22 protein-coding genes and 1 tRNA gene are annotated in these 22925 nt (G+C 43.0%); 10 read left to right on the forward strand and 13 right to left on the reverse strand.

What is annotated here, in order from left to right:
• Nucleotides 1-1302, forward strand: coding sequence for a threonine synthase (thrC, locus tag P2G54_RS03510; RefSeq protein WP_275868227.1), 1302 nt, complete (start codon nt 1-3; stop codon nt 1300-1302).
• 41 nt (nt 1303-1343) lie between these two features.
• Here the strand turns inward: thrC and P2G54_RS03515 are convergent, their stop codons facing one another.
• Both P2G54_RS03515 and P2G54_RS03520 read right to left on the reverse strand, forming a co-directional pair.
• A complete protein-coding gene (locus tag P2G54_RS03515; RefSeq protein WP_275868228.1) occupies nt 1344-1679 on the reverse strand; it encodes a HopJ type III effector protein in 336 nt (111 codons plus the stop codon).
• A 43-nt stretch (nt 1680-1722) separates the two neighbouring features.
• Complete coding sequence (locus P2G54_RS03520; protein ID WP_275868230.1) at nt 1723-2697, reverse strand: polyprenyl synthetase family protein; 975 nt, start codon at nt 2695-2697, stop codon at nt 1723-1725.
• Nucleotides 2698-2843: 146 nt separating this feature from the next.
• Between P2G54_RS03520 and P2G54_RS03525 the strand changes: the two genes are divergently transcribed.
• The 3 genes from P2G54_RS03525 (at nt 2844) to P2G54_RS03535 (ending at nt 6139) form a co-directional block, all read left to right on the forward strand.
• On the forward strand, nt 2844-3326 hold the full coding sequence (locus P2G54_RS03525; RefSeq protein WP_275868232.1) for a DUF4199 domain-containing protein: 483 nt from the start codon (nt 2844-2846) through the stop codon (nt 3324-3326).
• A gap of 79 nt (nt 3327-3405) precedes the next feature.
• Nucleotides 3406-5103, forward strand: a complete 1698-nt coding sequence (locus tag P2G54_RS03530; RefSeq protein ID WP_275868233.1) for a 1-acyl-sn-glycerol-3-phosphate acyltransferase — start codon at nt 3406-3408, stop codon at nt 5101-5103.
• Nucleotides 5081-6139 (forward strand): NAD(P)H-dependent glycerol-3-phosphate dehydrogenase, encoded by a 1059-nt coding sequence (locus P2G54_RS03535; protein WP_275868235.1) that lies wholly within the window; start codon nt 5081-5083, stop codon nt 6137-6139. Before P2G54_RS03530 ends, P2G54_RS03535 begins: the two co-directional genes overlap by 23 nt.
• Nucleotides 6140-6212: 73 nt before the next feature.
• On the opposite strand, the gene P2G54_RS03540 is transcribed toward P2G54_RS03535, so the two are convergent.
• Nucleotides 6213-7379 carry a PQQ-dependent sugar dehydrogenase gene (locus P2G54_RS03540; protein ID WP_275868237.1) on the reverse strand — a complete coding sequence of 389 codons (1167 nt, stop codon included), beginning with the start codon at nt 7377-7379 and terminating at the stop codon, nt 6213-6215.
• A 45-nt stretch (nt 7380-7424) separates the two neighbouring features.
• A complete protein-coding gene (gene fbp / locus P2G54_RS03545) occupies nt 7425-8486 on the reverse strand; it encodes a class 1 fructose-bisphosphatase (RefSeq protein WP_275868238.1) in 1062 nt (353 codons plus the stop codon).
• A 58-nt stretch (nt 8487-8544) separates the two neighbouring features.
• On the opposite strand from fbp, the gene P2G54_RS03550 reads away from it, so the two are divergent.
• Complete coding sequence (locus tag P2G54_RS03550; RefSeq protein WP_275868240.1) at nt 8545-9813, forward strand: aspartate kinase; 1269 nt, start codon at nt 8545-8547, stop codon at nt 9811-9813.
• A gap of 82 nt (nt 9814-9895) precedes the next feature.
• Entirely contained in the window at nt 9896-11017 is a 1122-nt protein-coding gene (locus tag P2G54_RS03555) for a Gfo/Idh/MocA family oxidoreductase (protein WP_275868242.1), read from the forward strand.
• Nucleotides 11018-11029: 12 nt separating this feature from the next.
• Here P2G54_RS03555 and P2G54_RS03560 read toward each other — a convergent pair whose 3' ends face one another.
• From P2G54_RS03560 to P2G54_RS03570, 3 genes are read right to left on the reverse strand one after another with little or no spacing between them, the layout of a single operon-like run.
• Nucleotides 11030-11524: a GNAT family N-acetyltransferase gene (locus P2G54_RS03560; protein ID WP_275868243.1), complete on the reverse strand. Its 495-nt coding sequence runs from the start codon at nt 11522-11524 to the stop codon at nt 11030-11032.
• Between the two features lie 8 nt (nt 11525-11532).
• Complete coding sequence (locus tag P2G54_RS03565; RefSeq protein WP_275868245.1) at nt 11533-12408, reverse strand: fructosamine kinase family protein; 876 nt, start codon at nt 12406-12408, stop codon at nt 11533-11535.
• Nucleotides 12401-12886, reverse strand: a complete 486-nt coding sequence (locus P2G54_RS03570; protein WP_275868246.1) for a low molecular weight protein-tyrosine-phosphatase — start codon at nt 12884-12886, stop codon at nt 12401-12403. Before P2G54_RS03570 ends, P2G54_RS03565 begins: the two co-directional genes overlap by 8 nt.
• A gap of 180 nt (nt 12887-13066) precedes the next feature.
• Between P2G54_RS03570 and P2G54_RS03575 the strand changes: the two genes are divergently transcribed.
• From P2G54_RS03575 to panB, 4 genes are read left to right on the forward strand one after another with little or no spacing between them, the layout of a single operon-like run.
• A complete protein-coding gene (locus P2G54_RS03575; RefSeq protein ID WP_275868248.1) occupies nt 13067-14296 on the forward strand; it encodes a glycosyltransferase N-terminal domain-containing protein in 1230 nt (409 codons plus the stop codon).
• Nucleotides 14296-15219 (forward strand): ribosome small subunit-dependent GTPase A, encoded by a 924-nt coding sequence (rsgA, locus tag P2G54_RS03580; RefSeq protein ID WP_275868249.1) that lies wholly within the window; start codon nt 14296-14298, stop codon nt 15217-15219. Before P2G54_RS03575 ends, rsgA begins: the two co-directional genes overlap by 1 nt.
• Nucleotides 15220-15275: 56 nt before the next feature.
• On the forward strand, nt 15276-15767 hold the full coding sequence (locus P2G54_RS03585) for a phosphoribosyltransferase family protein (protein WP_275868251.1): 492 nt from the start codon (nt 15276-15278) through the stop codon (nt 15765-15767).
• Between the two features lie 6 nt (nt 15768-15773).
• Entirely contained in the window at nt 15774-16595 is an 822-nt protein-coding gene (gene panB, locus P2G54_RS03590) for a 3-methyl-2-oxobutanoate hydroxymethyltransferase (RefSeq protein ID WP_275868252.1), read from the forward strand.
• Nucleotides 16596-16633: 38 nt separating this feature from the next.
• Here the strand turns inward: panB and P2G54_RS03595 are convergent, their stop codons facing one another.
• The 6 genes from P2G54_RS03595 to P2G54_RS03620 all read right to left on the reverse strand — a co-directional run bounded on the left by P2G54_RS03595 (nt 16634) and on the right by P2G54_RS03620 (nt 22889).
• A complete protein-coding gene (locus P2G54_RS03595; protein ID WP_275868255.1) occupies nt 16634-17842 on the reverse strand; it encodes a glycoside hydrolase family 57 protein in 1209 nt (402 codons plus the stop codon).
• A complete protein-coding gene (locus tag P2G54_RS03600) occupies nt 17839-19128 on the reverse strand; it encodes a glycosyltransferase family 4 protein (protein ID WP_275868256.1) in 1290 nt (429 codons plus the stop codon). Before P2G54_RS03600 ends, P2G54_RS03595 begins: the two co-directional genes overlap by 4 nt.
• Nucleotides 19129-19140: 12 nt before the next feature.
• Nucleotides 19141-21057: an amylo-alpha-1,6-glucosidase gene (locus P2G54_RS03605; RefSeq protein WP_275868258.1), complete on the reverse strand. Its 1917-nt coding sequence runs from the start codon at nt 21055-21057 to the stop codon at nt 19141-19143.
• Between the two features lie 102 nt (nt 21058-21159).
• On the reverse strand, nt 21160-21300 hold the full coding sequence (locus P2G54_RS03610; RefSeq protein WP_275868259.1) for a hypothetical protein: 141 nt from the start codon (nt 21298-21300) through the stop codon (nt 21160-21162).
• Between the two features lie 91 nt (nt 21301-21391).
• Nucleotides 21392-21467, reverse strand: a tRNA-His gene (locus tag P2G54_RS03615).
• Nucleotides 21468-21545: 78 nt separating this feature from the next.
• Nucleotides 21546-22889 carry a dihydroorotase gene (locus P2G54_RS03620; protein ID WP_275868261.1) on the reverse strand — a complete coding sequence of 448 codons (1344 nt, stop codon included), beginning with the start codon at nt 22887-22889 and terminating at the stop codon, nt 21546-21548.
• Nucleotides 22890-22925: the final 36 nt, after the last annotated feature.

A 22925-nucleotide genomic window follows, 5' to 3' on the forward strand; every position in this document is an offset into this window, starting at 1 on the left:
ATGAAATATTACAGCACCAATAATCCTGAACATCGAGTTGGCTTATCAGAAGCCGTGATCAAAGGACTTGCTCCCGATCAGGGGCTTTATATGCCAGAAACCATTCCGGTTTTGTCCACGGAACTTATTCAAAAGCTTCCGGAGATGTCTTTCCGGGAAATTGGCTATGCTGTGATTGGAGCCCTTTTCTCTGAAGATTTGAGCCAGTCGCAAATCAAGGAGTTAGTGGATCATACCTTGGTTTTTGACGCTCCGGTGGTCAAGGTGGAGGAAGATGTTTACAGCTTGGAATTGTTTCATGGACCGACTCTGGCATTTAAGGATTTCGGTGCGAGATTTTGTTCGAAGTTGATGAGTTTGCTTTTGGCAGGCTCTGAAAAAAAGGTCCGTGTACTCGTTGCCACTTCAGGAGATACGGGCAGTGCCGTGGCGAATGGATTTCTTGGAGTGGAGGGGGTTGAAGTGATTATTCTATTTCCGAAAGGTAAAGTGAGCCAGCTTCAGGAAAAGCAGTTTACTACTTTGGGACAAAATATCACTGCCTTGGAGGTCGATGGTGTTTTCGATGATTGCCAACGCATGGTCAAGGAAGCCTTTCTGGACCCGGAGCTGAATCAGTCTTTGCTGTTGACCTCTGCCAATTCTATCAATATTGCAAGATGGATTCCTCAGGCTTTGTATTATTTCTATGCTTGGTCCCGCTTGCCAAAGACTGGGAAAAAGATTGTTTTCTCTGTACCAAGTGGGAATTTCGGAAATCTTGGAGCTGGAATTTTAGCTCAGAGAATGGGCCTGCCGATCGACTATTTTGTAGCGGCAACCAATGTGAACAAAGTGGTTCCTGATTACCTGAGCGGCGAATGTTTTCTTGCCAAACCCTCCATCCAGACCATCTCCAATAGTATGGATGTAGGAAATCCGAGTAACTTTTCTCGATTGATCGCCCTTTTCGGAGGGGATGAATCACTCTTGAGGGAAAAGGTAAAAGGGTATTTCTACGATGATTCTGAGACCGTAGGAGCAATCCAGAAAGTCAAGGCTTTGGGATATGTTCTAGATCCTCATGGCGCTGTGGGATACTTGGGCTTGAAGGATTTTATGAAGGAGAATCCTGGATTTGTGGGGGTGTTTTTGGAGACAGCCCATCCTGGAAAATTCCATGAAGTTGTGGAAGAGGCACTAGGTTTACAATTGGAGTTGCCGGATCGCCTTGCTCAATTTCTAAAAGGAAAGAAAAATGTTCTATCCCTTGGAAAGGACTTTGGGGATTTTAAGGAATTTCTGAAAAAATTAGAGGCCTAAGAAAGCCTCTTTTTTTGTTGGGGTATGAAAATACTTTTGTTTTATTTTTTGGTGAGGGGGTTTCCTTCAAAGTGGATTCCTTCCCAGCCATGTTCCATAAAATTCCGGATGTTTTGATGGTCAGACCCCTCTGGATTTTGCAGAACCTCTTCCCGATAATATTCCCCAAACAGCTGGAGCGTTGACTTCTTGTCCAAATCCATCAGTTGGGCAAAGGCGAAGATTTTGCATGAACCGTTGTTTTGGTTGGCTTCATTGGTGGTTTTTCCATTGGTGAAGCGAGTAGGGGTAAATGCGTAATGCTCGTCTATGTAGGCAATTACCTCGGGGAATAAAATGGATTCTGGAGAGCTTGTGATTTTTTCAATCAGGTTCATGATTGGGCAGAATAAGGTGAAAGGTTAATCGCTGGAAAAAGAATTATTTTTTCCGTTCTATGGAATAGCTGACTAAATCCGAGAGGGATTGCTTGTAGTTGGAATCAGGAAATTCATTCAGGATATCCAGAGCCTCTTGGTAAAAAACGTTCATTTTTTCTTTGGCATATTCCAGTCCCCCGCTTTTCTTGACAAATTCGATGACCTGACTGACAGCTTTTTTGTCTTCCGATCTGTTACGGATCAAATGGATGATTTTTTTCTTTTCCAACCAGTCTGCTTTGTTAAGAGCAAAGATCAGCGGGAGCGTCATTTTCTTTTCCTTGATGTCTATTCCAACGGGTTTGCCGATTTCCTCGTCCCCATAGTCAAAAAGATCATCTTTGATCTGGAATGCCATTCCTACCTTTTCGCCGAATTCCCTCATTTTACTTACCGTTTCTTGGTTGCTGTTGGTGCTTGCAGCACCCACGGCACAGCAAGATGCCATTAGACTGGCAGTTTTTTGACGGATGATGGTATAATAGACTTCCTCGGTGATATCGAGTTTTCTTGCCTTGGCCATTTGCAATAGCTCACCTTCCGACATTTCCTTGACGGCATTGGATACAATCTGTAGCAAATGGTAATCACCATGTTCTACAGAGAGCAAGAGTCCTCTGGAAAGCAAATAGTCTCCTACCAATACGGCGATTTTGTTTTTCCAAAGAGCATTAACTGAGAAAAAACCTCTGCGGTAATTGGCGTCATCGACCACATCGTCATGAACCAAGGAGGCGGTATGAAGCAATTCGATCAAAGCAGCCCCTCTGTGTGAGGATTCGTTGATTTCACCACAAACTCCTGCCGTCAAAAAAACAAACATCGGACGCATTTGCTTTCCTTTACGCTTGACAATGTAGTTGGTGATATGATCCAAAAGCTTGACCTTGCTTTTCATAAAATCCCGAAATTTTTGTTCGAAAAGAACCATTTCGGTTTTTATGGGAACTTGTATTTGTTTGAGGTCAGGTTTCATGCAGTCTTTGGTGCCGTAAAAATAATACCCTTTCTCACATCGGCAAGGGAATCAGAGTCATTGCTTTTCTAACACGTAAAATGAATAATCGTTTTGCAATTTTATGTACTTTGTATAAGGTCTTGTAAACCAAAACTTAATCTTTTATGAAAAACTGGAAAATTGAATTTAAATGGGGGGCGATTTTCCTTTTGACTACGCTTCTTTGGATGGTCATGGAAAAATCTTTGGGATGGCATGATGAAAAAATTGCAGATCACGCTGTCAATACCAATTTCTTTGCCATTCCGGCAATTTTGGTTTATGTGTTCGCCTTGTTGGACAAAAAGAAAAATTTCTATCAGGGGACTATGAATTTTAAGCAGGGTTTTGTTTCGGGAATGGTCATTACCTCGGTGGTAGCGGTATTAAGTCCCCTCAACCAATACATAATCAGTACGGTAATTACCCCGGAATATTTTTCAAATGTGATCGAATATTCGGTGAAAAATGGGCTGATGACGGAAGAGGCTGCAACCTCCTATTTTAATTTGAACTATTACATGCTTCAATCCGTCATTGGGGCAGTTGTAATGGGAACTTTTACCTCGCTTGCCTTGGCATTTTTGATGAAATCAAAAGCCAGATAGGTCCTTCCTAATGTTGGTTTCTGTCCCAATGGATCGTTCTATTTGATTATCTTTGGACGTATTTTAAAAGAAAAGCCCCTTGGAGGATAAATACATCAAACATAAATACGCTCCAATTATTCCGAGTAAGGAAGAATGGCCTGTTGTGAAGCTGGCGAGAGAGCGGAAGGAGTTTGTAAAAAAAGTGTCCGAGAAATCTCAGGAAAGGATTCTTTCCTTGACTGGAAACAACCCTGATATCCTAAAGGAAGAGTTGGAGACTACTCTTTACAGAGAGAAATTACGGATAAAGGAAAACCCCTGGGCTGTTGATCCCGATGATGAGGCTGATTTTTGGAAGGAAATCAAATCCTCCTTGTTACAAAGTAACCCTGAAGTAAAGTTAACAAAAGCTGAAAGGCTTGAGGAATACAAGAAATTGGTGGGAATGATTACTTCCCGGTATTCGGAGGAGATAGCCAGTAACTTCAAACCTGCACATTATAAATTCACTCGAAGTGCGGTTGCCTTTGGGTTTTCCAGGTTGCTCAATGCAGCTAGGGTAAAAGGACTTCGTTCAATTTTCAGCAACCAATATACCCTTCAGGATAAAATACAGATTCGAGGTGAAACCGACCAGTTGAGGGATTTGGCAACCAAAGGAACGATTGTCATGGTTCCAACCCACTTTTCCAATTTGGATAGTATTCTGATTGGCTGGACTATTTCGGTTTTGGGGCTTCCTCCATTTATTTATGGAGCAGGTTTGAACCTATTCAATATCTCGATTTTTGCCTATTTCATGAATGCTTTGGGAGCTTACAAGGTGGATAGAAGAAAGAAAAACCTGATGTATCTGGAGACCTTGAAGACCTATTCCAAAGAAGCTCTTCAGTTCGGTTGTCATAGTTTGTTTTTTCCGGGTGGAACCCGAAGCAGAAGTGGGAATATTGAATCCAAGTTGAAGTTGGGATTGCTCTCAACAGCCATTGAGGCCCAAAGAGCCAATTACCAATCCGGCTTAGATGATATTTCAGGAAAGATCTTTATCGTACCGGTTACGATCAATTACCATTTTGTTTTGGAGGCGCCAAGTTTGATCCGGGATTATTTGAGCATTACCGGGCAGGAGCGCTACTACAAAGAGAATGATGAGTTTTCCAACTCTTACAAAATCTCCAAATTCCTGGTGAAGTTCTTTACCAAGGGCTCTGACATTTCCGTTTCGGTGGGAAGGGCGATGGATGTATTGGGGAATTATGTAAATGAGGAGGGTGAGACTATCGATAGAAAAGGGCGCCTTATTGATACCCGGGATTATTTTGTTTCGAATGGGAAAATCACTGTGGACCAGCAGCGGGAGGAAGAATACACCAATATGCTGGGCAAGCGTATCGTAGAGGAATTCCATAAAATCAATCGGGTCTTCAGTTCACATTTAGTGGCATTTACTGCTTTTGAACTCATTAAATCCAGAAACAAGATGATGGATTTGTTTGACCTGATCCGGTTACCAGTAGATGAGATTTCAATTCCTTATGAGGAGTTTAAAAGTGCCTGTCAGAGGGTTCTGGATAGAATTTTGGAATTGAAAAAAGAAGGGCAGATCAATATTGCCCCGCACATGAAGAAACCCATGGATGAGATCATCAAACATGGCTTGGATAATGTGGGAATGTATCATGCCAAGCGTCCTTTGATTTTCACGAAGCAAATGGATATCACCACTGAGGATATGAGCCTACTTTACTTTTACCACAACAGACTTGATGGATATGGACTCGAAAAACTCTTCTAATGTGAAAAAAATCGGAGTAGTCGGTGTAGGGAGTTTTGGAACTGTCATTGCCAATATGCTTGCCGAAAAAAGCAAGGTAATGGTTTATGCCCGGAAAGAAGAAGTGGTAGAGGAAATCAACCGAAGCCATCATTCCCAAGGTCGGAATTTTAATGAATCCATTGTTGCGACTCACGACCCGGAAGAGATATGCGCCTCATGCGATGTTCTCTTTTTTATGGTGCCTTCCTCGGGTTTTCAGGAAGTAGTCCGGACTTTTTCTCCCTATTTGCATCCCTATCATTTATTGATACATGGGACTAAGGGGCTTTGTCTGAACTTATCCCCTGGGGAATCTCTGGAGACCATTCAGAAAATCAAAAGAAACCAAATCCTCACCATGAGCGAGGTGATTCAGCAAGAAACGGTGGCTGTCCGCGTGGGATGTCTTGCTGGTCCCAACCTCTCCAAAGAACTCAGTCAGGGACAGCCGGCAGCTACTGTGGTGGCAAGTAAGTACAATGAGGTGATTCTGGAGGGACAACGGCTCTTGAGATCAGAGAAATTTCAGGTCTATGGCAATTCGGACATCATCGGAGTAGAACTGAGTGGAGTCCTGAAAAACATTATCGCTATTGCTTCAGGAGCCTTGGCAGGTTTGGGCTTGGGAGAAAATGCAAAAGGCTTGCTGATTTCCCGTGGGATGGTGGAGATGGTCCATCTCAGCAACGCCTTGGGAGGAAGTGTGAAGTCAGTTATTGGATTGGCTGGTATTGGAGACTTGGTTGCTACTTGCAATTCTGTAGATTCCCGAAATTTCACGGTAGGATATCGTCTTGCAAAGGGGGACTCTCTTCAGAAAATTCAATCAGAAATGGAGGAAGTGGCTGAGGGGATCAATACCATAAAAATCATCAAGGCATTTTTGTCTACCACAAACTTAAGGGCTCCCATCACTGAAAATCTACACAGAGTGCTTTTTGAAGATTTGGAAATAGAAGAAGCACTTCAATTTCTGATGAAATATCCATTTAATGTGGATGTGGATTTTGTCTAGCTCCTAGAGAAGAGACTAAAAGAAAAGCCTTCTGTTTTTTACAGAAGGCTTTTATTTTATTCATAGGTCCGAATTATCGGATTGGGATCAATTTTACCATCAATCCGGTAGCTTCTGTTATTGCGTAGATATAACCGTCAGGACTCTCGGATACTTGTCTTACTCTTCCAATATCCTGAAGCATGATTTCCTTGGAGTTTACAGTAGTTCCATCCAAATCCACTCTGTTGATGTGCATTTTTGCTAAGGCTCCGATCAGGATGTCTCCTTTCCATGCTGGATATCGATCTGAAGTGACCAAGGTCATCCCGCAAGTTGCAATTGAAGGTACATAGTAGGTTACAGGTTGCTCCATGCCTTCCTTTTCAGTGATGTCGGTGATTGGAGTGCCATCGTAGTTGATGCCGTAGGTGATCACAGGCCATCCGTAATTTTTCCCTTTTTCAAGCAGATTCAGTTCATCTCCACCCATAGGTCCATGTTCCACTTCCCAAAGTCTGTTATTCGCTTTGTCGTAGATCAAACCTTGAGGGTTCCTGTTTCCATAGGTCCAGATTGAAGGAACAGCACCTTCCACATTGACAAAAGGATTGTCAGCTGGAATTCGTCCGTCATCATGGATTCTATGGATTTTACCGTGAGCATTTGTCAGGTCTTGAGCATTTTCGGGCTTGTTGCCTTTGTCGCCGTTTGAGAAATACAGATATCCGTCATTGTCAAAAACAATACGGCTTCCAAAATGTCTTCCACCTTCCCATGGAGGTCCGGCAGTGATCAATTCTTCCTGCTGTACTGCATTGGTTCCGTCCAGCTTAAATCGCATGATGGTCAGCGCACCTTTGTTGTCCGGGAAATTCTTGGCGTAGGCAATGTAAATCCAGCCATTCTCCTCATAATTCGGATGTGCTGCAATGTCCAGTAATCCGGCCTGGTTGACTTCGTGGACTTCTGGAAGGCCTTGGACTTTTTCTCCAGTAAACTGGTCATTTTTGAAGATGAGGATTTCTCCTTTTCGTTCGGTGACAAGCATTCTTCCGTCAGGAAGCCAAGTCATTCCCCAGGGATTTTCAAAGTCTGAATAAAGAGTGTCTACTTTAATCAGTAGTTTTTCAGTTTGGACTGCAAAGGTTTCATCAATAGGCTCCTGGGTCACTTCAGCCTGTTTGGATTCACAGGAATTCAGCATTAAAATTCCTGAAGAAATTGCAGCCACTACAAAATGGGATTTTTTCAGTTGCATTAGTTTTGGTTTTAAAGCCCTAAGATAAGAATTTCGAAGATAAGCTTAGCCTTCTAATGATTCAGACATTTGTTGAGACAATGGAAGTTTTGATTTTTGCAACATGCTTTGTGCTTCAAGGACCATTTCAGAGGAACCGATCAAAAGCGGGGTTCTTTGGTGAAGTGACTTCGGTATGATTTCCAGTATTCTTTTTTCTCCGTCAATTGCCAAAGCTCCTGCCTGCTCAGCAATAAATGCCAGCGCATTGGCCTCATAAAGTAGGCGGAGTTTCCCTGATTGATTCTTTAAAGTTGCGGGGTAAATATAAATGCCTCCTTTGAGCAAGTTTCGGTGAAAGTCCGCTACCAGGGAGCCTATATATCTCGAAGAATAGCCGTTTTGCTTGCATTGGAGGATATAATCTTTTATCCCGATTTGCCATTCCGGTTCGGAGCCTTCATTTATGGAGTAGATTTTCCCAACCTTCGGAGCTTTGATGTTTGGATGTGAGAGGAAAAATTCTCCCAAGGATGTTTCATAGGTGAATCCATTGACCCCAAATCCGGTAGTATAAACCAACATAGTGGATGAGCCATAGAGTACATAGCCTGCGGCTACCTGTTCCGAACCGGGCTGCATAATATCCTCTTCCTGTATTGGGCTCCCAATGGGGGTTTTTCTTCTATAGATAGAAAAGATAGTGCCTATACTGATGTTTACATCAATGTTGGAACTTCCATCAAGAGGATCAATGGCCACGACATATTTCCCGGAACTATTTTGTAAATCAATGACGGCGTCCTCCTCCTCTGAAACTATGGCACAGACTTCGCCTCCTTTACTAAGCGCACGGATGAAACGGATGTTTGCGATGACATCAAGTTTCTGCTGTTCTTCGCCTTGAATATTGGTTTGGCCAAAGGCCCCGCCAATATTGGCAAGTCCTGCGCGATTCGTCTCACGATTGACTATCTTCGCTGCTAAGGCGATGTCCCTCAAAAGTTGGGATAGTTCTCCTGAGGCGAATGGGAAATCACTTTGTTTAAGCTTGATAAAACGATCCAGGGTGGTGCCGACTGGGTAAGCCATTCCGGACTGGTCTGGCTGGTAAGGTAGAATTTGCATCTATTGGAAAAATACAATATTTGGGTTTATACTCTCCGAAAATTAGGAATAAAATCTTATGCCAAAAACATTGGTTTACAAATTTGGTGGCGCTTCTGTTAAAGATGCTCCTGCAGTTAAAAACATAGCTGAAATTTTACGTAATCGATTGCGAAAAAATATGTTGCTGGTGGTTTCTGCCATGGGAAAAACCACGAATTCTTTGGAAAAATTATTGGAGTTGAAATTGAAGGGAAAGGATTTTTCTGAGAATAGTTCAATTATTAAAGACTATCATTTGGGGGTTTGTTCGGAACTTTTCGATAACGGACATGTGATTTTTGCTCACTTGGAAAATCTCTTCATCCAGTTGGGAAAAGAACTGGAGCGGGAGTTGACCGAAAAGAACTACGATGAATTTTATGACAGGATTATAGGCTATGGGGAATTGCTTTCCTCAAGGATTGTTTCGGAATATTTATGCGATCAGGGTTTGATTGTCATTTGGCAGGATGCGCGGGAAATTGTTGCCACAGACAGTAGTTTCAGGTTCGCGAAAGTCAATTGGGAAGGAACCAAAAGAAATTGCAGGGTACAGCTTCAGCCTAAACTGGATCAGTACCCTGTTTTGACTCAGGGCTTTATTGGAGCTGATGCCAAGGGGAAAATGACCACTTTAGGCCGGGAAGGATCTGATTTCACTGCAGCAATACTCGGTAATTGTCTAAAAGCTGCCTCTGTTACGATTTGGAAGGACGTGCCCGGAGTTTTAAATGCTGACCCCAAATTGTTTGAGGATACTCAGTTGTTTTCTGAATTGGACTATAGCGAGGCCGCACAGATGACCTACTATGGAGCTTCAGTGATCCATCCCAAGACGATTAAGCCTCTGGCCAATTTGAATATCCCGCTTTATGTAAGGTCTTTTTTGGATCCGGATTCTGATGGCACAAAAATTTACGGAGGAGCTAAACCGAACAACCTACCTGTAATAGTTTTGAAGAAAAACCAGGTTTTGGTGAGCTTCCGGGTGACGGATTTCACTTTTGTGGAAGAAAAACATATAGAGCAGATTTTTGAACAATTGAATTTCCTCAAGTTAAAAGTCAATATGCTTCAAACCTCTGCGATCAGTGTTTCAATCGTCATCGACTCGGAGCTTTTCAAGCTAGAAAATTTGCTCAAAAACCTCCATCCTTATTTTGATGTCCGCTACAACGAAGGCTTGGAATTGCTGACCATCCTGCATCCTGAAAGAAAATTGGTTGACTCCCAATTAGCGGATTTTGAAGTTCTGTTGGAGCAGGGGACAAGAAATACTTTTCAAGTGGTAAGAAGACCGATGTAAATCCTGTTTCCACTCGAAAAAAATGATCGGAGAAACTCCCCTATTTTTCTTATTTTGATCAATCAAACCCAAAACCTAATCTATGAAAACGAGAAGAAATTTTCTTCAGGCAGCAGGATTGTCTGCCGTTGCTTTGAGTCTCCCTTCCTTTCCCGGATATGCTGCTTTATCCAAATCAGAACCACTAAGTAAAAATTCCCAGGATCGGGTTTTGCGGGTGGCCATCATGGGTTTGGGGAGCTATGGGACCCGGGTAGCTGAAGCCATGCAGGACTGCAAGCGTGCAAAACTAGTGGGCGTAATCAGCGGTACCCCATCCAAAGTTGAGACTTGGAAATCCAAGTACGGGATCCCGGATAAAAACTGCTACAATTACGAGAATTTTGATGCAATCAAGGATAATCCTGACATCGATGTGGTCTATGTAATCACTCCAAATGCTTTGCACAAAGACCAGGTGATTCGGGTTGCCAAGGCCGGGAAGCATGTGATTTGTGAAAAGCCCATGGCAGTGAATGCAGCTGATGGGCAGGCAATGGTAGATGCCTGCAAGGCTGCTGGAGTCTTTTTTCTGATCGGATACCGGATGCATTTTGAAGCAAACACCCTGGAAGTGGTCCGGATGAGAAAGGCTGGAGAGTTTGGTGAAATCAAATTTTTCCAAGGTCTGAGTGGATTTAGAATTGGAGATCCCACGCAATGGAGACTAAACCCTGCCCTTTCCGGTGGAGGAGCCATGATGGATATCGGGATTTATTCCATCAATGGGGCAAGATATATGACAGGGGAGGAGCCAATTTGGGTGACGGCACAAGAAGTGAAAACGGATCCTGTCAAATTTAAAGAAGGGATTGATGAGACCATTACTTTCCAGATGGGGTTCCCAAGTGGTGTAATTGCTTCCTGTCTTTCTACCTACAGCATGAATAATTTGGACAAGTTTTTCCTCAATGGAACCCAGGGATTTGCGGAGATGCAGCCTTCCACTGGCTACGGTCCGATTGAAGGAAGAACTCACAAAGGGCCGTTGGGAAAGCCCCACGTAACTCATCAAACCACACAGATGGATGCAATGGCAGCCATTATTCTGGATGGTGCCCAACCTGAGATTCCGGTGGATGGTGAAGAGGGAGTGAAGGACATGAAAATCATCGATGCCATCTTCGAAGCTGTAAAAACCGGCAAGAAGGTAAGTCTTGTCTAAAAAATCCTTTAATCAGAGCATTAGCTGCACAAAAATCAAACCCAGCCACCGGTCAAACTTGGTGGCTGTTTCTTTGAAACGGGCGACCTCTTTGAATCCAAGCTTCATGTGGAAATGATAGCTGGATTCATTGGAACCGTCAATTCCTCCCACCATGGTGTGATATCCTTCTTTTCTGGCGATTTCAATCAAATTTTCCATCAGCATTTTTCCTATTCCTTTTCCTCTAAGCCCGTTTGAGATATAAACGGAATGTTCTACTGTAAAACGGTAACCAGGTTTTGATCGAAAAGTACCATAGGTCGCAAAGCCATGGATTTTCCCATCTGATTCCGCTACCAATATTGGAAATCCAGCCTGTTGTTTTTGCTCAAACCAATGGGTTTGTTCCTCTAGGCTTTTTGGGGTATAATCATAATTGACCGTGGAGTTTAGTATCTCGAAATTGTTGATTTCAAGGATTTCCGGCATATCTTTCTTTTCTGCCGGACGGATCAGTACAGCCATTACCTATTTTATTTGATGAAACGGTTGATGATTCGCTCTATAGCGGGCAAATAGGCAGTTCCAAACAGGTTCAGGTGAACTAGCAAGGGGTAGAGATTGTAAATTCCCATTCTGGATTCAAATCCGGGTTCCAAAGGAATTATGGATTCATAGGCTTCATAAAACCTGGTATCAAATCCTCCGAAAAGCCTTGAAAAGGCAAGGTCCATTTCCCGGTGCCCATAATAAACTGCCGGATCAATCAGGCAGGGATCTCCTTCTGAAGTACAGATCACATTGCCGGACCATAAGTCTCCATGCAAAAGAGAGGGTTTTTCTTCTGGGAAAACTGATTCCAATTTCGGATAGATATCCTGGAATTTTCTCAAAAAATCCAGAGGGATCAGTCTTTCGAAATAGGCCTTTCCGAGTAATGGTTCCAGTCTCTGTTCTATAAAAAAGTCTACCCAGTTGTCTGTAGGTAGGTTTTTCTGATGGAGAGATGCGATATAATTGTCCTCAATAAGTCCAAATTTAGCGCTATTGCTCAGGTGAAGGTGTGCAAGTCCCAATCCTAGATTTTCCCAGTAATTCAATTGGATTCTTCCTGGTTTTATAAATTCTGACAGAAGGAAATTATAGTCTCCTACCCGGCCACAACCTTTGACTTCAGGGATTTTTAGGAAGGTAGCCCCCCGGAGGAGGTCCAAACCCTCGGCTTCCTTTTTTAAGGTATCAGTTTCATGATCAAAGTTGAGTTTTAGAAAAAAAACGCCTTCTGAACTGTCCAGTCGTATTCCTTGGTTGTGGTTGCCTGCCGCAACTAAAGAAGCTGACTTTAACTCTGCCATTGGGCCGAGGCTTTCAAAAAGTACTTGTTCGTAGATCTTGTTTAGATCAAACATATATTTGGTGTCTCTCCCTTACATTGGTGAGGAAGTGATCGATGGCCTCATCGAGAATTTTGTAAATCTCCTCAAAGCCATCTTGTCCGCCATAATAAGGGTCTGGAACAGGTAGTCCATTGCTTCCGGGCACAAAATCGCGCATGAGATGGATTTCCTTTTTAGGATAGCCAAATCTTACCTTCAGATTGTTGAGGTTTCTAAGATTGTTGTCGTCCATCGCTATGATGTAGTCGAAATCCCTGAAATCTGTCCTGTTGACCTGTCTCCCTCTGTGGTTGATTGGTATCTCGTATTTAATGGCGCACTGGATAGTTCTTTCATCAGGAAGCTCCCCGATATGAAAATCAGAAGTTCCCGCGCTATCCGATTTGAAATGTCCGTTAAGCCCACTGATTTTAAGTTTGTGGTCAAATATGGCCTCGGCAAGTGGAGACCTGCAGATATTGCCTAGACAAACGAAAAGTACTCTAATCATGATAAACTACGGTGGAAAATGATACTTGGGATGATCCTTATCTTTGAAAGTAGGGATTTTTCAGATTAAAAACATGCCTTGTATTTTCTTTTTTACAAATTCTCCTGCATTCATTCAGTTTGTAGGATGCTCGCTTATCAGAAGAAGAAGTTTTCCAAAATGAAAAGCTATTTTTGAAAAATGGAATGGATCTACAGGATAGCAATTGGATTGGCAGATTTGCTTTTGCCCTTGGTGGCACTCTTCATTCCCAAAATCAACACGTTTTATCAAGGAAGAAAACAGCTTTTCCCCAAGCTTAAAGAATTCCGAAAAGCAAATTCAGGACCCCTGATTTGGTTTCATGTAGCATCCCTTGGAGAGTATGAACAGGCAAAACCTGTTATTCAGGAATTGAAATCCAGAAAGCAGGATATAAAGATAGTCGTGAGCTTTTTCAGCCCTTCAGGGTATATTCCCAGCTCCAAAAAACCTCAACCAGGGGTGGATTTTATCACCTACCTGCCCTTGGATACTTTGGCAAATGCCCAAAGGTTCATTGACTTGATCCAACCCGAACAAGCCTATTTTGTAAAATACGACCTTTGGTATCATTTCCTGAAAGTGGCTAAGGAGCGGGAAATAAGTTTGTATTTGATAGCGGCCTCTTTTAGGCCTGAGCAGGTCTATTTCAGAAGAGGAGGGTTTTTTAGAAAAGTGTTGTATTTCTTCGATCATATTTTCACTCAAAATCTCCAAAGTATTGAGTTGTTGAATTCCATAGGGATTGATTCGGTAAGTTTGACTGGAGATACCCGCTTTGACCGGGTGAATGACACTGCCCAAAGCCCTAAAGAATTTCCCGAAATTGCCCATTGGAAAAAAGAAATGCCAGTTGTGGTGCTGGGCTCTGTCTGGCAGGAAGACATGGACTTGTTGATTCCTTTGATCAATTCAACTAGGGGCTATAAGTGGATTGTTGCTCCCCATGACCTAAGCCCTGCCCCTATGCATTCTTGGGAAAATTCACTTGAGGTTAAATCAATTTTTTATTCCAAGTGGGATCAAAGCGAAGATTCTGACCTTTTATTTATCGACAATATCGGGATGCTATCTTCACTTTACCAATTTGCCAAAGTTGCCTATGTGGGTGGCGCATTTGGAAAGGGGCTACATAATATTTTGGAAGCTATTGGTTTTGGAATCCCAGTGATTTTTGGGAAAGTCCGACGAGTTTCCAAATTCCCCGAAGCTGTCGAAAGTGTGGAAATGGGCTGTGGCTTTGAGGTAGGGACATTTGAGGAATTAAATAGTATTTTTGGGATGTTGGAGCAGGAGGAAAATTACCTTCTGGCGAAAAATGCTGCGGAGAACTGGGTTCAGTCAAACTTAGGTGCAGCTAAGAAAATTGTGGATTTTACAGTTAACTAATGAAAGGTAGAGTCGTCAAATCAACTGGGAGCTGGTACACTGTCAAGGTGGAAGGGAAGCTGATTTCCGCACGGCTCAAGGGAAAATTCAAACAGGACGAGCTCAAGCTGACCAATCCAATAGCTGTGGGAGATTGGGTTGAGTTGGAAATGGAGCCAGGTCAGCAGACTGGTGTGATCCGTCAAATTCTCCCTAGGGAGAATTACGTGATTCGAAAGTCCACCCGTAAGCAGCATTTTTCCCATATTATCGCCAGCAATTTGGATCAGGCGATCTTGGTGGTGACCATGAAGAACCCCAGAACATCCTTGGGCTTCATCGACCGTTTTCTGGTTAGTACAGAAAGTTTTCGGATTCCGGCTTTGATTGTAGTCAATAAGATGGATTTGATCGAAGGAGAGGACGCCTCGGATTGGCTGCAGGATATTCACGAAATATATGAACCCCTTGGTTATCCTGTTTTGGAGGTTTCTGCCTTAAATGACAAGGATTTAAGGAAGAAATTTTTGCCTTATATCCAAGATAAGTCTAGTCTGATTTCGGGGCATTCGGGAGTAGGGAAATCTACTTTATTGAATGTGCTGGTGCCAGAAGCGAGCCAAGATACCAAGGAGGTTTCGGGCTTTAGTTCCAAAGGAGTCCATACCACCACCTTTGCCGAAATGTTTTTTCTTCCTGAAGGAGGAGATTTGATAGACACTCCGGGCATCAAGGAGTTTGGGATTTTGGATATTGAGGAGCACGAGCTTTCTCATTATTTCCCGGAAATGCGAAAGTATCTGGGGCAGTGCAAATACAACAATTGCCGTCATGTCAACGAGCCGGGTTGTATGATCCTGAAAAAACTCGAAGAAGGATATATTCACCCCTACCGATATCAGAGTTATCTCAACATTCTCAGCGAAGAAGATTCATTCAGATAAGGCTTAATTTTGAAAGGAACCTAAATTGGCCTAATTTTCATTTTTGAAAAACACCCATGAGCGAAGTACTCAATCACAAACAGATCAAGAAAAAAATCACTCGTATAACCTATGAGATCTACGAGCGCAATATCCATTCATCAGGAGTGGTTTTTGCCGGGATTTCTGGAATGGGAATGACCTTGGCAGATTTATTGGCCAATGAGCTCAGAGCCATTTCTAGCTTACCTGTCGAAGTGGTCGAGGTAATTCTTGACAAAAGAGATGTGGCAAATTCCTCCACCAAACTATCTGCCGATATTGACCTGGAAGGAAAATCCCTGATTTTGGTTGATGATGTGCTCAATACTGGAAAAACCCTGGTTTATGCTATGAAGCCCTTTTTGGACCGAAAAATCCATAAAATGGAGCTTGCCGTTTTGGTAAACAGAGCCCATGGGCTTTTCCCACTCAGACCGGATTATACCGGATACGAACTTGCAACTACACTGAATGATCATATCCTGGTTGATTTTTCAGGGGATAATTATTCAGTCCATCTTCAGTAAAACCTAATGTCTGTTCATTCCTCTTCAAGTATCAAGCGAGTCACCACCCATATTCTTCAGGAAATGAAGGATAGAGGAGAGAAAATCTCCATGCTCACGGCCTATGATTATTCCATGGCTAAAATCGTCGATGCAGCTGGGATTGATATCGTATTGGTGGGTGACTCGGCATCCAATGTGATGGCCGGACACGAAACCACCCTCCCGATTACTTTGGATCAGATGATTTATCATGCCTCATCCGTGGTCAGAGCCGTGAAGCGTGCATTTATTGTTGTGGATATTCCTTTTGGTAATTATCAGGGAAACAGCTCAGAGGCGCTGAGGTCAGCAATCCGGATCATGAAAGAATCAGGTGCCCATGCAGTCAAAGTGGAAGGGGGATCTGAGATCAAGGAATCAGTAAGCAGGATTCTTAGCGCAGGAGTACCGGTGATGGGCCATTTGGGCTTGACGCCACAATCGATCTATAAATTCGGAACTTATACGGTTCGTGCAAAGGAAGAAGCAGAAGCCAATAAGTTACTGGAAGATGCCAAAATGCTGGAGGCCTGTGGCTGTTTTGCCATTGTCCTGGAAAAAATACCTGCGGCCTTGGCCAAACAAGTAGCAGATAGTGTCAGTATCCCTGTGATTGGCATCGGTGCAGGAGGTGGGGTTGATGGGCAGGTGTTGGTGATGCACGACATGCTCGGGATCACACAGGAATTCAAACCAAGATTCCTTCGTCGGTATGCAGATCTTGAAGGGATCATGATGGAAGCCTTCGGCAATTACATTAGGGACGTAAAAAGTATGGACTTCCCGAATGAATCGGAGAGTTACTGATAAAAAAAAAGACCGGGTTTTAATCCGGTCTTTTTCATTTACAAGGTGGTGGCAACTTTTTCTTTCTCTTTAATCCTCAAAATAAAATCACTCAGGACATTCATGTAATTGATAAATGCCTCATACGGGGAGTCATAGGGGCTGAAGTAGGCATGAATGTCTCCGTCAGAAAAGAATTTGGTACACATATAGTAGAAATGGTCGGAAGTCTGAAGGTAATCCCAATCTCGTTGAATCTCCGGATCATCTATTCCCTTGACTTTGTTTTCCAGTTCATATAGCCGCTCGAAGGCTTCATCTTGTAAGTCGTTCCCCAGCCAAGCTGTAAGGTCCCGCTCTTCATCCGCCCAGGAGATTGGGGTGGGGACATGGATTTTTCCGACTGGAGAAAGCGCAGCGGCAACTTCTGATGGAGTGGAAAAATTGAAATCAGAATGTTTGAAGATTTCCTCTGGGAGGCGCTTCATGAAATCGAATATTCCTGTCTCAGCCCATTGGTGTTCTCCAAAGGTTTCATAATCCATAAAGAGATTGATCACTTCCTCCTCTTTCGGTATGGCATTAATCCACTTGATAAATTTCTCAGTTGTCAAAGGATAGTCCTCCCAAGAGCGATTTCCAAATCGGAAGGCAATGTCATCACTGAGCTGGAAATTCTTCAGGAGTACTTTCAGTTTGGGTTCGATGGAATTACAATAGAGGTAGTTTGGGCTTTTCCATCCCAAGATATGCTTGGCGCCTTCGGTCAAGATGGTTTCATATCCCATTTCCGCAACCATAGCTCCGATCTGATCCGAATAGATCAACTCTGTATTTCTAAATGTTTTGGGAGTATAGCCATTGAATAGCTGCTTGATTTTATCTTGGTGTTTTTGTACCAGGCGCTGAAATTCCTCTTTGCTTTTCAGGGAAGCCAATGAGTGGGCATAAGTTTCATTCAACAATTCCACATGTCCTGTTGCCACTAATTTCTGAAAACTTTCAAGTACATCTGGAGCATATTCTTCCATTTGATTCAAAAAAGTACCAGAAATGGAAAAGGCTACCTTGAATGCTCCCTTGTGTTGATTGATCAATTCTAACAATAAGGCATTCATAGGCAGGTAACATTTTTGAGCTACCTTACGAATGATGCTTCGGTTGCTGAAATCATCCCAGTAATAGTGATCATCGCCTATTTCGAAAAAACGATAGGGCTTGAGGCGATAAGGTTGATGGACTTGAAAGTAAAAGCAGATGGTTCTCATGATTGTTTAGATAAAATATTTTGATAAACAGTGACCAGCTTGGCCGCCACATGTTCCCACTTCAATTTTTTCAGTTCTTCGCTTCCCAACTCTTTAAACATGCGGGAAATCCCGTCGTAGTGGAGCAATGCGAATATGGAATCTGCCATGGAGTCGATGTCCCAGAAATCCACTTTGATGGCATTGTTGAGTACTTCGGCTACTCCGGATTGCTTTGAAATAATTACCGGAGTATTGTGTCTTACCGCTTCCAGAGGGGAAATTCCAAAAGGTTCGGAAACTGAAGGCATCACATAGACATCAGAAATGGCATACATGTGATCCACGTCGTCCCCTTTTAGAAATCCAGTGAAATGGAATTTCGTGCCAATTCTGAGTTCGGCTACCCGATCAATCATGCGGTTGAGTAGGTCTCCAGAACCTGCCATGACAAAGCGCACATTAGGGTCTCTGTCAATGACTTTTTTTGCGGCTTCGACAAAATATTCAGGTCCTTTTTGAAATGTGATCCTGCCCAAAAATGTGACGATTTTCTCCGGTACAGTTTTATTATAGCTGGATTTGATGATGCTGGCATCCAGTACTGCATTATGCAGGACACTTACTTTATGTTCCGGTATTCCGTAGTATTTGACAATGGTGTTTTTGGTCAGTTGACTAACCGCCAAAATGTGATCGGCGGCCTCCATTCCAGCTCTTTCGATGTCATATACGGGTTGATTTACAGACTGGCCGGATCGATCATATTCCGTGGCATGGACATGAGCAACCAGTGGTTTTCCACTTATTTCTTTCGCAGCAATACCTGCCGGAAAGGAAAGCCAATCATGGGCGTGAATGATGTCAAAGTCACTTCGGTCTCGGGCGATTTGGGCTCCTGTCAATGCATATCTGGAAACTTCCTCCATGAGGTTTTTTCCATACTTTCCGCTGAATTCGTATTTGGTGGAGAAAATACTTTCATCCACATCGCTTCGGTCATGTATCGCATAATCTGTGAATTTTTCAAATGCTTCAGGGCCGAGGTAAGGGACTAAAAAGCTGCTGACTTCCAGATAGGTTAGGTTTTTCCAAAGCTTCTTGAATCTTTTTTCCCGGTAGTCAATGCTGACATCGCTGGCATTGACAAAGCTGGCCAATGGTTCTTCGTCTCCCCAGAGTTTGGGTACCACAAAGATGATGTCCTGATTGTGGTGGGCCAAGCCTTTGACCAATCCATAACATGCAGTTCCAAGTCCTCCCGAGATGTGTGGCGGAAATTCCCACCCAAACATTAAAACTTTCATAAAAAAGTAATTTTAGATTCTTTTTACCAATTCCATCATTCTAAGTAATTCAGCAACGCTCCAGGCCTGGGAAATTGAGCCTTTAGGTCTATGGGGCGCATCTCCATCGTATATTTCCGCAACGGTTCCTACGCCGTATTGGGTCATTACTCCATCAAAGCCTTGAATGATTTTTTTGATGAAGTTTGCTCCGGATTTACCATGGAGCTTTATATAGGCTTCAACAAAATGACCTAGGGGCCAAACCCAAACGGTGCCGTTGTGATATGCATTGTCCCGACTGATTTGATTTCCGAAGTAATACCCCTTGTAAGCTGGATCTTCTGGAGAAAGAGTCCTTAAACCTCGATTGGTGAGGAGCTTTGATTTCGTGATTTCCAGAATTTCATCAATCTGGTTTTCGCTTAGCATGGTGTAGGGTAAAGAAGTGGCAAATACCATGTTCGGTCGAATAGACCAATCTTTTTGACCCGCATTGACTACATCGGCAAGATATCCTTTGTCTTCATCATAAAACTCATTTAGGAATGAGTCCTTTACTTTTGAAGCTAAGGCTTCTATTTCGGTATCACCGGTTAGTTCATGGTAAAAGCATAATGCATTGTACCATAGCGCCTGGATTTCTACAGGACAACCCATTCTTGGAGTTACTGGACCATCCGGGGTCACAGCGTCCATCCAGGTAAGGGCAATCCCTTCCTGTCCTCCGTAAATCAGGCCGTTTTCAAGCATATGAATGTTGAAGTCTGTTCCAGTTCGGTAGCCGTCAATGATCCCTTTTAATTTGTCCAGGTATCTGGTTTGTATTGTTTTTTTATCTCCAGTAAAATAAATGTATTGCTGCAGGGACCAGAAAAACCAGAGGGGGGCATCTATCGAGTTCATATTGGTCATTGAGCCGCTTCCTATGTTGGGGAAAAGTGGGCCTTTCAGATCTCGGGACATAGTGTCCATGATGTTTAGGAAAGTCTCGGTATCCCCGGTGGCAAGCGTCAAGCCAGGTGCCGCAATGAAGGTGTCTCTTCCCCACCATCCAAACCAAGGGTATCCGGCTATGATTCTGGTGTCCCCGTTTCTCAGGCGGATAAACTGTGTAGCGGAGTTTTTTAGACAATTTTCAAAATTGTTTCTTGGGATTCTCCGGGCAATTTCCTTTTCGAAGGCATTTTGTCTGGTGGAGGGATCTGCTTCTGTCAGTCCGGCAGAGAAGATTACAGATTCGCCTTTTTTGATATCGAATTCAAAATATCCTGGAACATACAAATCCTCTTGATATTCATAGCCCCGATCCCGCTCTTGAATGTATTCAATATTGTAATACCAATCCGGGGCAGGTACGAATTCATTTTCTTTCGAAAGTTGCAGGTAAAGGGGATCGTATGCTTCGTAAAGTTGAAACTTGGCTCCGTCCGGAACCGGTTCAAATTTTTTGTTGATGAAGTTGTTTGCTTTGGAAAGATTGTGATATCCTCTAAAAGCCAAGAAGGGTGCGATCCGGATTTTGGTAGGCGAATGAGCATCGAGCAGGGTGTATCGGATCATCACACGGTCCCGGTTGGTATCAAGGATCAATTCCTTCTGAAGCAAAACTCCTCCAACCCGGTAGGTGAGTTTGGGGATAGGTTCGGAGTCAAAATCCTCTAGGTATTTGTGTCCTCTTGGTGAATAGTTTCCGGGGAATTTGCTGATGCCAAGATTGAAGCTCGCTCCATGCTGAATTACGGTCTCGTGTACGGTTGAGAGCATGACATGGTTCTGTGCGTCGATTTGAGGCTGTGGGACCACTAAAAGTCCATGGTATTTCCGGGTGTTGCATCCAATAATGGTGGTACTGGTATAGGTACCGGAGCGATTCGTCCGAATTGTCTCTCTTTCCAGAGAGTAATTCAAATTTATCAATTGTGTTTTATCAAAATGGATATAACTCATAGGGTAAAAGTTGTATTCCTTGAAAATAGAGTTTTGTAATGATAGAAAAAATCAAAAGCAAAAAAATAAAGGTTATGTTTCCATAACCTTTAGCGAATTGTCTTAAAATCGAATCGGATCTTTTTGAATTTCCTCAAAATTCCTCAGCGATTCTTCGAATTTCATCATGTAGCTTTTTACCATTTGGATATTGATGGGTTTTACTACCGGAAATCTGGGAGTGGATTGGAACAAAGTAAACATCCTCAAGTTGGTTTAGTTTGAACAGTTTTGGTCAAATGTTGTGCCAATGAAAACCTGTGTAAATGAAAAACCCCTCATAATGAGGGGTTTTGGGTGAAAGACCGGATTCGAACCGGCGACCTCTGGTGCCACAAACCAGCGCTCTAACCAGCTGAGCTACAATCACCATTTTTAGCTTTTTTGGGGCTTTTCTCCCAATTGGTTTGCAAAAGTAAGTAGAATGATTGTTTAGCGCAAGAAGCCGTTTATTTATTTGTAGAAAAAATAATCCGTTCTCCTTTTTTCTCCTCGTGGAAGATGCCTTCCTCATAAACTAAGTGTCCAGAAACGATCGTATGGGACACTTTTGACTGGAAAGTATGTCCTTCAAAAGGAGACCATCCACACTTTGCAAGGATGTTTTCCTTACTTACGGTCCAAGGATCGTTGAGATCAACCAGTACCAAATCAGCATAATATCCTTCACGAATAAAACCTCTGTCAACTATCCGGAATAGCTTGGCCACATTGTGGCTCATTTTTTCCACGATTTTTTCAAGGGAAATTTTTCCTTGGTGGTAGAAGTCTAACATCGCTACCAAGCTGTGCTGGATCAAAGGACCGCCAGAAGGAGCTTTAGTGTAAGGCTGGGATTTTTCTTCCAAGGTATGTGGAGCATGGTCTGTAGCGATCACATCAATTTTGTCATTCAAAACCCCTTGGAAAATCCCATCCCTGTCTTTGGCCGTTTTGACCGCAGGGTTCCATTTGATAAGATTCCCTTTGGTCTCATAATCTTCTTCCGAAAACCACATGTGGTGGATACAGGCTTCAGCAGTGATTTTCTTTTCCTCGAGAGGGATTGTGTTGTCAAAGAGTTCCAATTCTTTGGCAGTACTAATATGGAGGATATGCAGTCTGGTACCATGCTTCTTTGCCAAGGCTACCGCCCGGCTGGAGGCATCGTAACATGCTTCCTCTGATCTGATTTTTGGATGGAATTTCACAGGAATATCCTCTCCATATATTTCCTTGAAGGCTTCCAGATTTGCTTTGATGATATTGTCGTTTTCGGAATGGATAGCGATCAGCATTTTACACTCCCGGAAAATTCCTTCCAGAACCTCCGGGTTGTCCACCAACATGTTTCCTGTAGAAGAGCCCTGAAAAACTTTGACCCCGCAGACATTTTCTGGGTTTACCTTGAGGATTTCTTCCAAATTGTCATTGGTAGCACCGAAAAAGAACGAGTAGTTGGCAAGAGAAACTTGGGAAGCCCGCTTGTATTTTTCCTCCAAGAGTTCAATTGTAACAGACTGGGGTACCGTATTGGGCATTTCCATGTAGGTAGTCGTTCCTCCGGCTACACCTGCCTTGGCTTCTGTGTAGATTTCTGCCTTGTGCGTCAATCCTGGTTCACGGAAATGCACCTGATCATCAATAACACCCGGAAGCAGGTGCTTTCCCTTTGCATCAATATGGATATCTGCCGTTTCACTGGACAGGTTTTGGCCGATTTTTGCAATACGACCTTCCTGGATCAAAACATCTCCCGGACTTATCCGGCCTTCATTGACTATATTTGCACCGGTGATCAGAATACTTTTCATCTTTTCGCTATTTCAATTTCGTTTTCCCCCCAAAAT

The organism is Algoriphagus sp. CAU 1675, from assembly GCF_029222925.1.
GTDB lineage: Bacteria > Bacteroidota > Bacteroidia > Cytophagales > Cyclobacteriaceae > Algoriphagus.

What these genes read in the sequence shown, in the direction of transcription:
- P2G54_RS03520 (WP_275868230.1), bottom strand. Translation starts at nt 2,697, where the DNA reads ATGAAACCTGACCTCAAACAAATACAAGTTCCCATAAAAACCGAAATG.
- P2G54_RS03540 (WP_275868237.1), bottom strand. Translation starts at nt 7,379, where the DNA reads ATGCAACTGAAAAAATCCCATTTTGTAGTGGCTGCAATTTCTTCAGGA.
- P2G54_RS03610 (WP_275868259.1), bottom strand. Translation starts at nt 21,300, where the DNA reads ATGTTTACTTTGTTCCAATCCACTCCCAGATTTCCGGTAGTAAAACCC.
- P2G54_RS03595 (WP_275868255.1), bottom strand. Translation starts at nt 17,842, where the DNA reads ATGAGAACCATCTGCTTTTACTTTCAAGTCCATCAACCTTATCGCCTC.
- P2G54_RS03515 (WP_275868228.1), bottom strand. Translation starts at nt 1,679, where the DNA reads ATGAACCTGATTGAAAAAATCACAAGCTCTCCAGAATCCATTTTATTC.
- P2G54_RS03550 (WP_275868240.1), top strand. Translation starts at nt 8,545, where the DNA reads ATGCCAAAAACATTGGTTTACAAATTTGGTGGCGCTTCTGTTAAAGAT.
- P2G54_RS03535 (WP_275868235.1), top strand. Translation starts at nt 5,081, where the DNA reads ATGGACTCGAAAAACTCTTCTAATGTGAAAAAAATCGGAGTAGTCGGT.
- P2G54_RS03600 (WP_275868256.1), bottom strand. Translation starts at nt 19,128, where the DNA reads ATGAAAGTTTTAATGTTTGGGTGGGAATTTCCGCCACACATCTCGGGA.
- P2G54_RS03585 (WP_275868251.1), top strand. Translation starts at nt 15,276, where the DNA reads ATGAGCGAAGTACTCAATCACAAACAGATCAAGAAAAAAATCACTCGT.
- P2G54_RS03565 (WP_275868245.1), bottom strand. Translation starts at nt 12,408, where the DNA reads ATGTTTGATCTAAACAAGATCTACGAACAAGTACTTTTTGAAAGCCTC.
- thrC (WP_275868227.1), top strand. Translation starts at nt 1, where the DNA reads ATGAAATATTACAGCACCAATAATCCTGAACATCGAGTTGGCTTATCA.
- fbp (WP_275868238.1), bottom strand. Translation starts at nt 8,486, where the DNA reads ATGCAAATTCTACCTTACCAGCCAGACCAGTCCGGAATGGCTTACCCA.
- P2G54_RS03525 (WP_275868232.1), top strand. Translation starts at nt 2,844, where the DNA reads ATGAAAAACTGGAAAATTGAATTTAAATGGGGGGCGATTTTCCTTTTG.
- panB (WP_275868252.1), top strand. Translation starts at nt 15,774, where the DNA reads ATGTCTGTTCATTCCTCTTCAAGTATCAAGCGAGTCACCACCCATATT.
- P2G54_RS03620 (WP_275868261.1), bottom strand. Translation starts at nt 22,889, where the DNA reads ATGAAAAGTATTCTGATCACCGGTGCAAATATAGTCAATGAAGGCCGG.
- P2G54_RS03555 (WP_275868242.1), top strand. Translation starts at nt 9,896, where the DNA reads ATGAAAACGAGAAGAAATTTTCTTCAGGCAGCAGGATTGTCTGCCGTT.
- P2G54_RS03605 (WP_275868258.1), bottom strand. Translation starts at nt 21,057, where the DNA reads ATGAGTTATATCCATTTTGATAAAACACAATTGATAAATTTGAATTAC.
- rsgA (WP_275868249.1), top strand. Translation starts at nt 14,296, where the DNA reads ATGAAAGGTAGAGTCGTCAAATCAACTGGGAGCTGGTACACTGTCAAG.
- P2G54_RS03560 (WP_275868243.1), bottom strand. Translation starts at nt 11,524, where the DNA reads ATGGCTGTACTGATCCGTCCGGCAGAAAAGAAAGATATGCCGGAAATC.
- P2G54_RS03570 (WP_275868246.1), bottom strand. Translation starts at nt 12,886, where the DNA reads ATGATTAGAGTACTTTTCGTTTGTCTAGGCAATATCTGCAGGTCTCCA.
- P2G54_RS03575 (WP_275868248.1), top strand. Translation starts at nt 13,067, where the DNA reads ATGGAATGGATCTACAGGATAGCAATTGGATTGGCAGATTTGCTTTTG.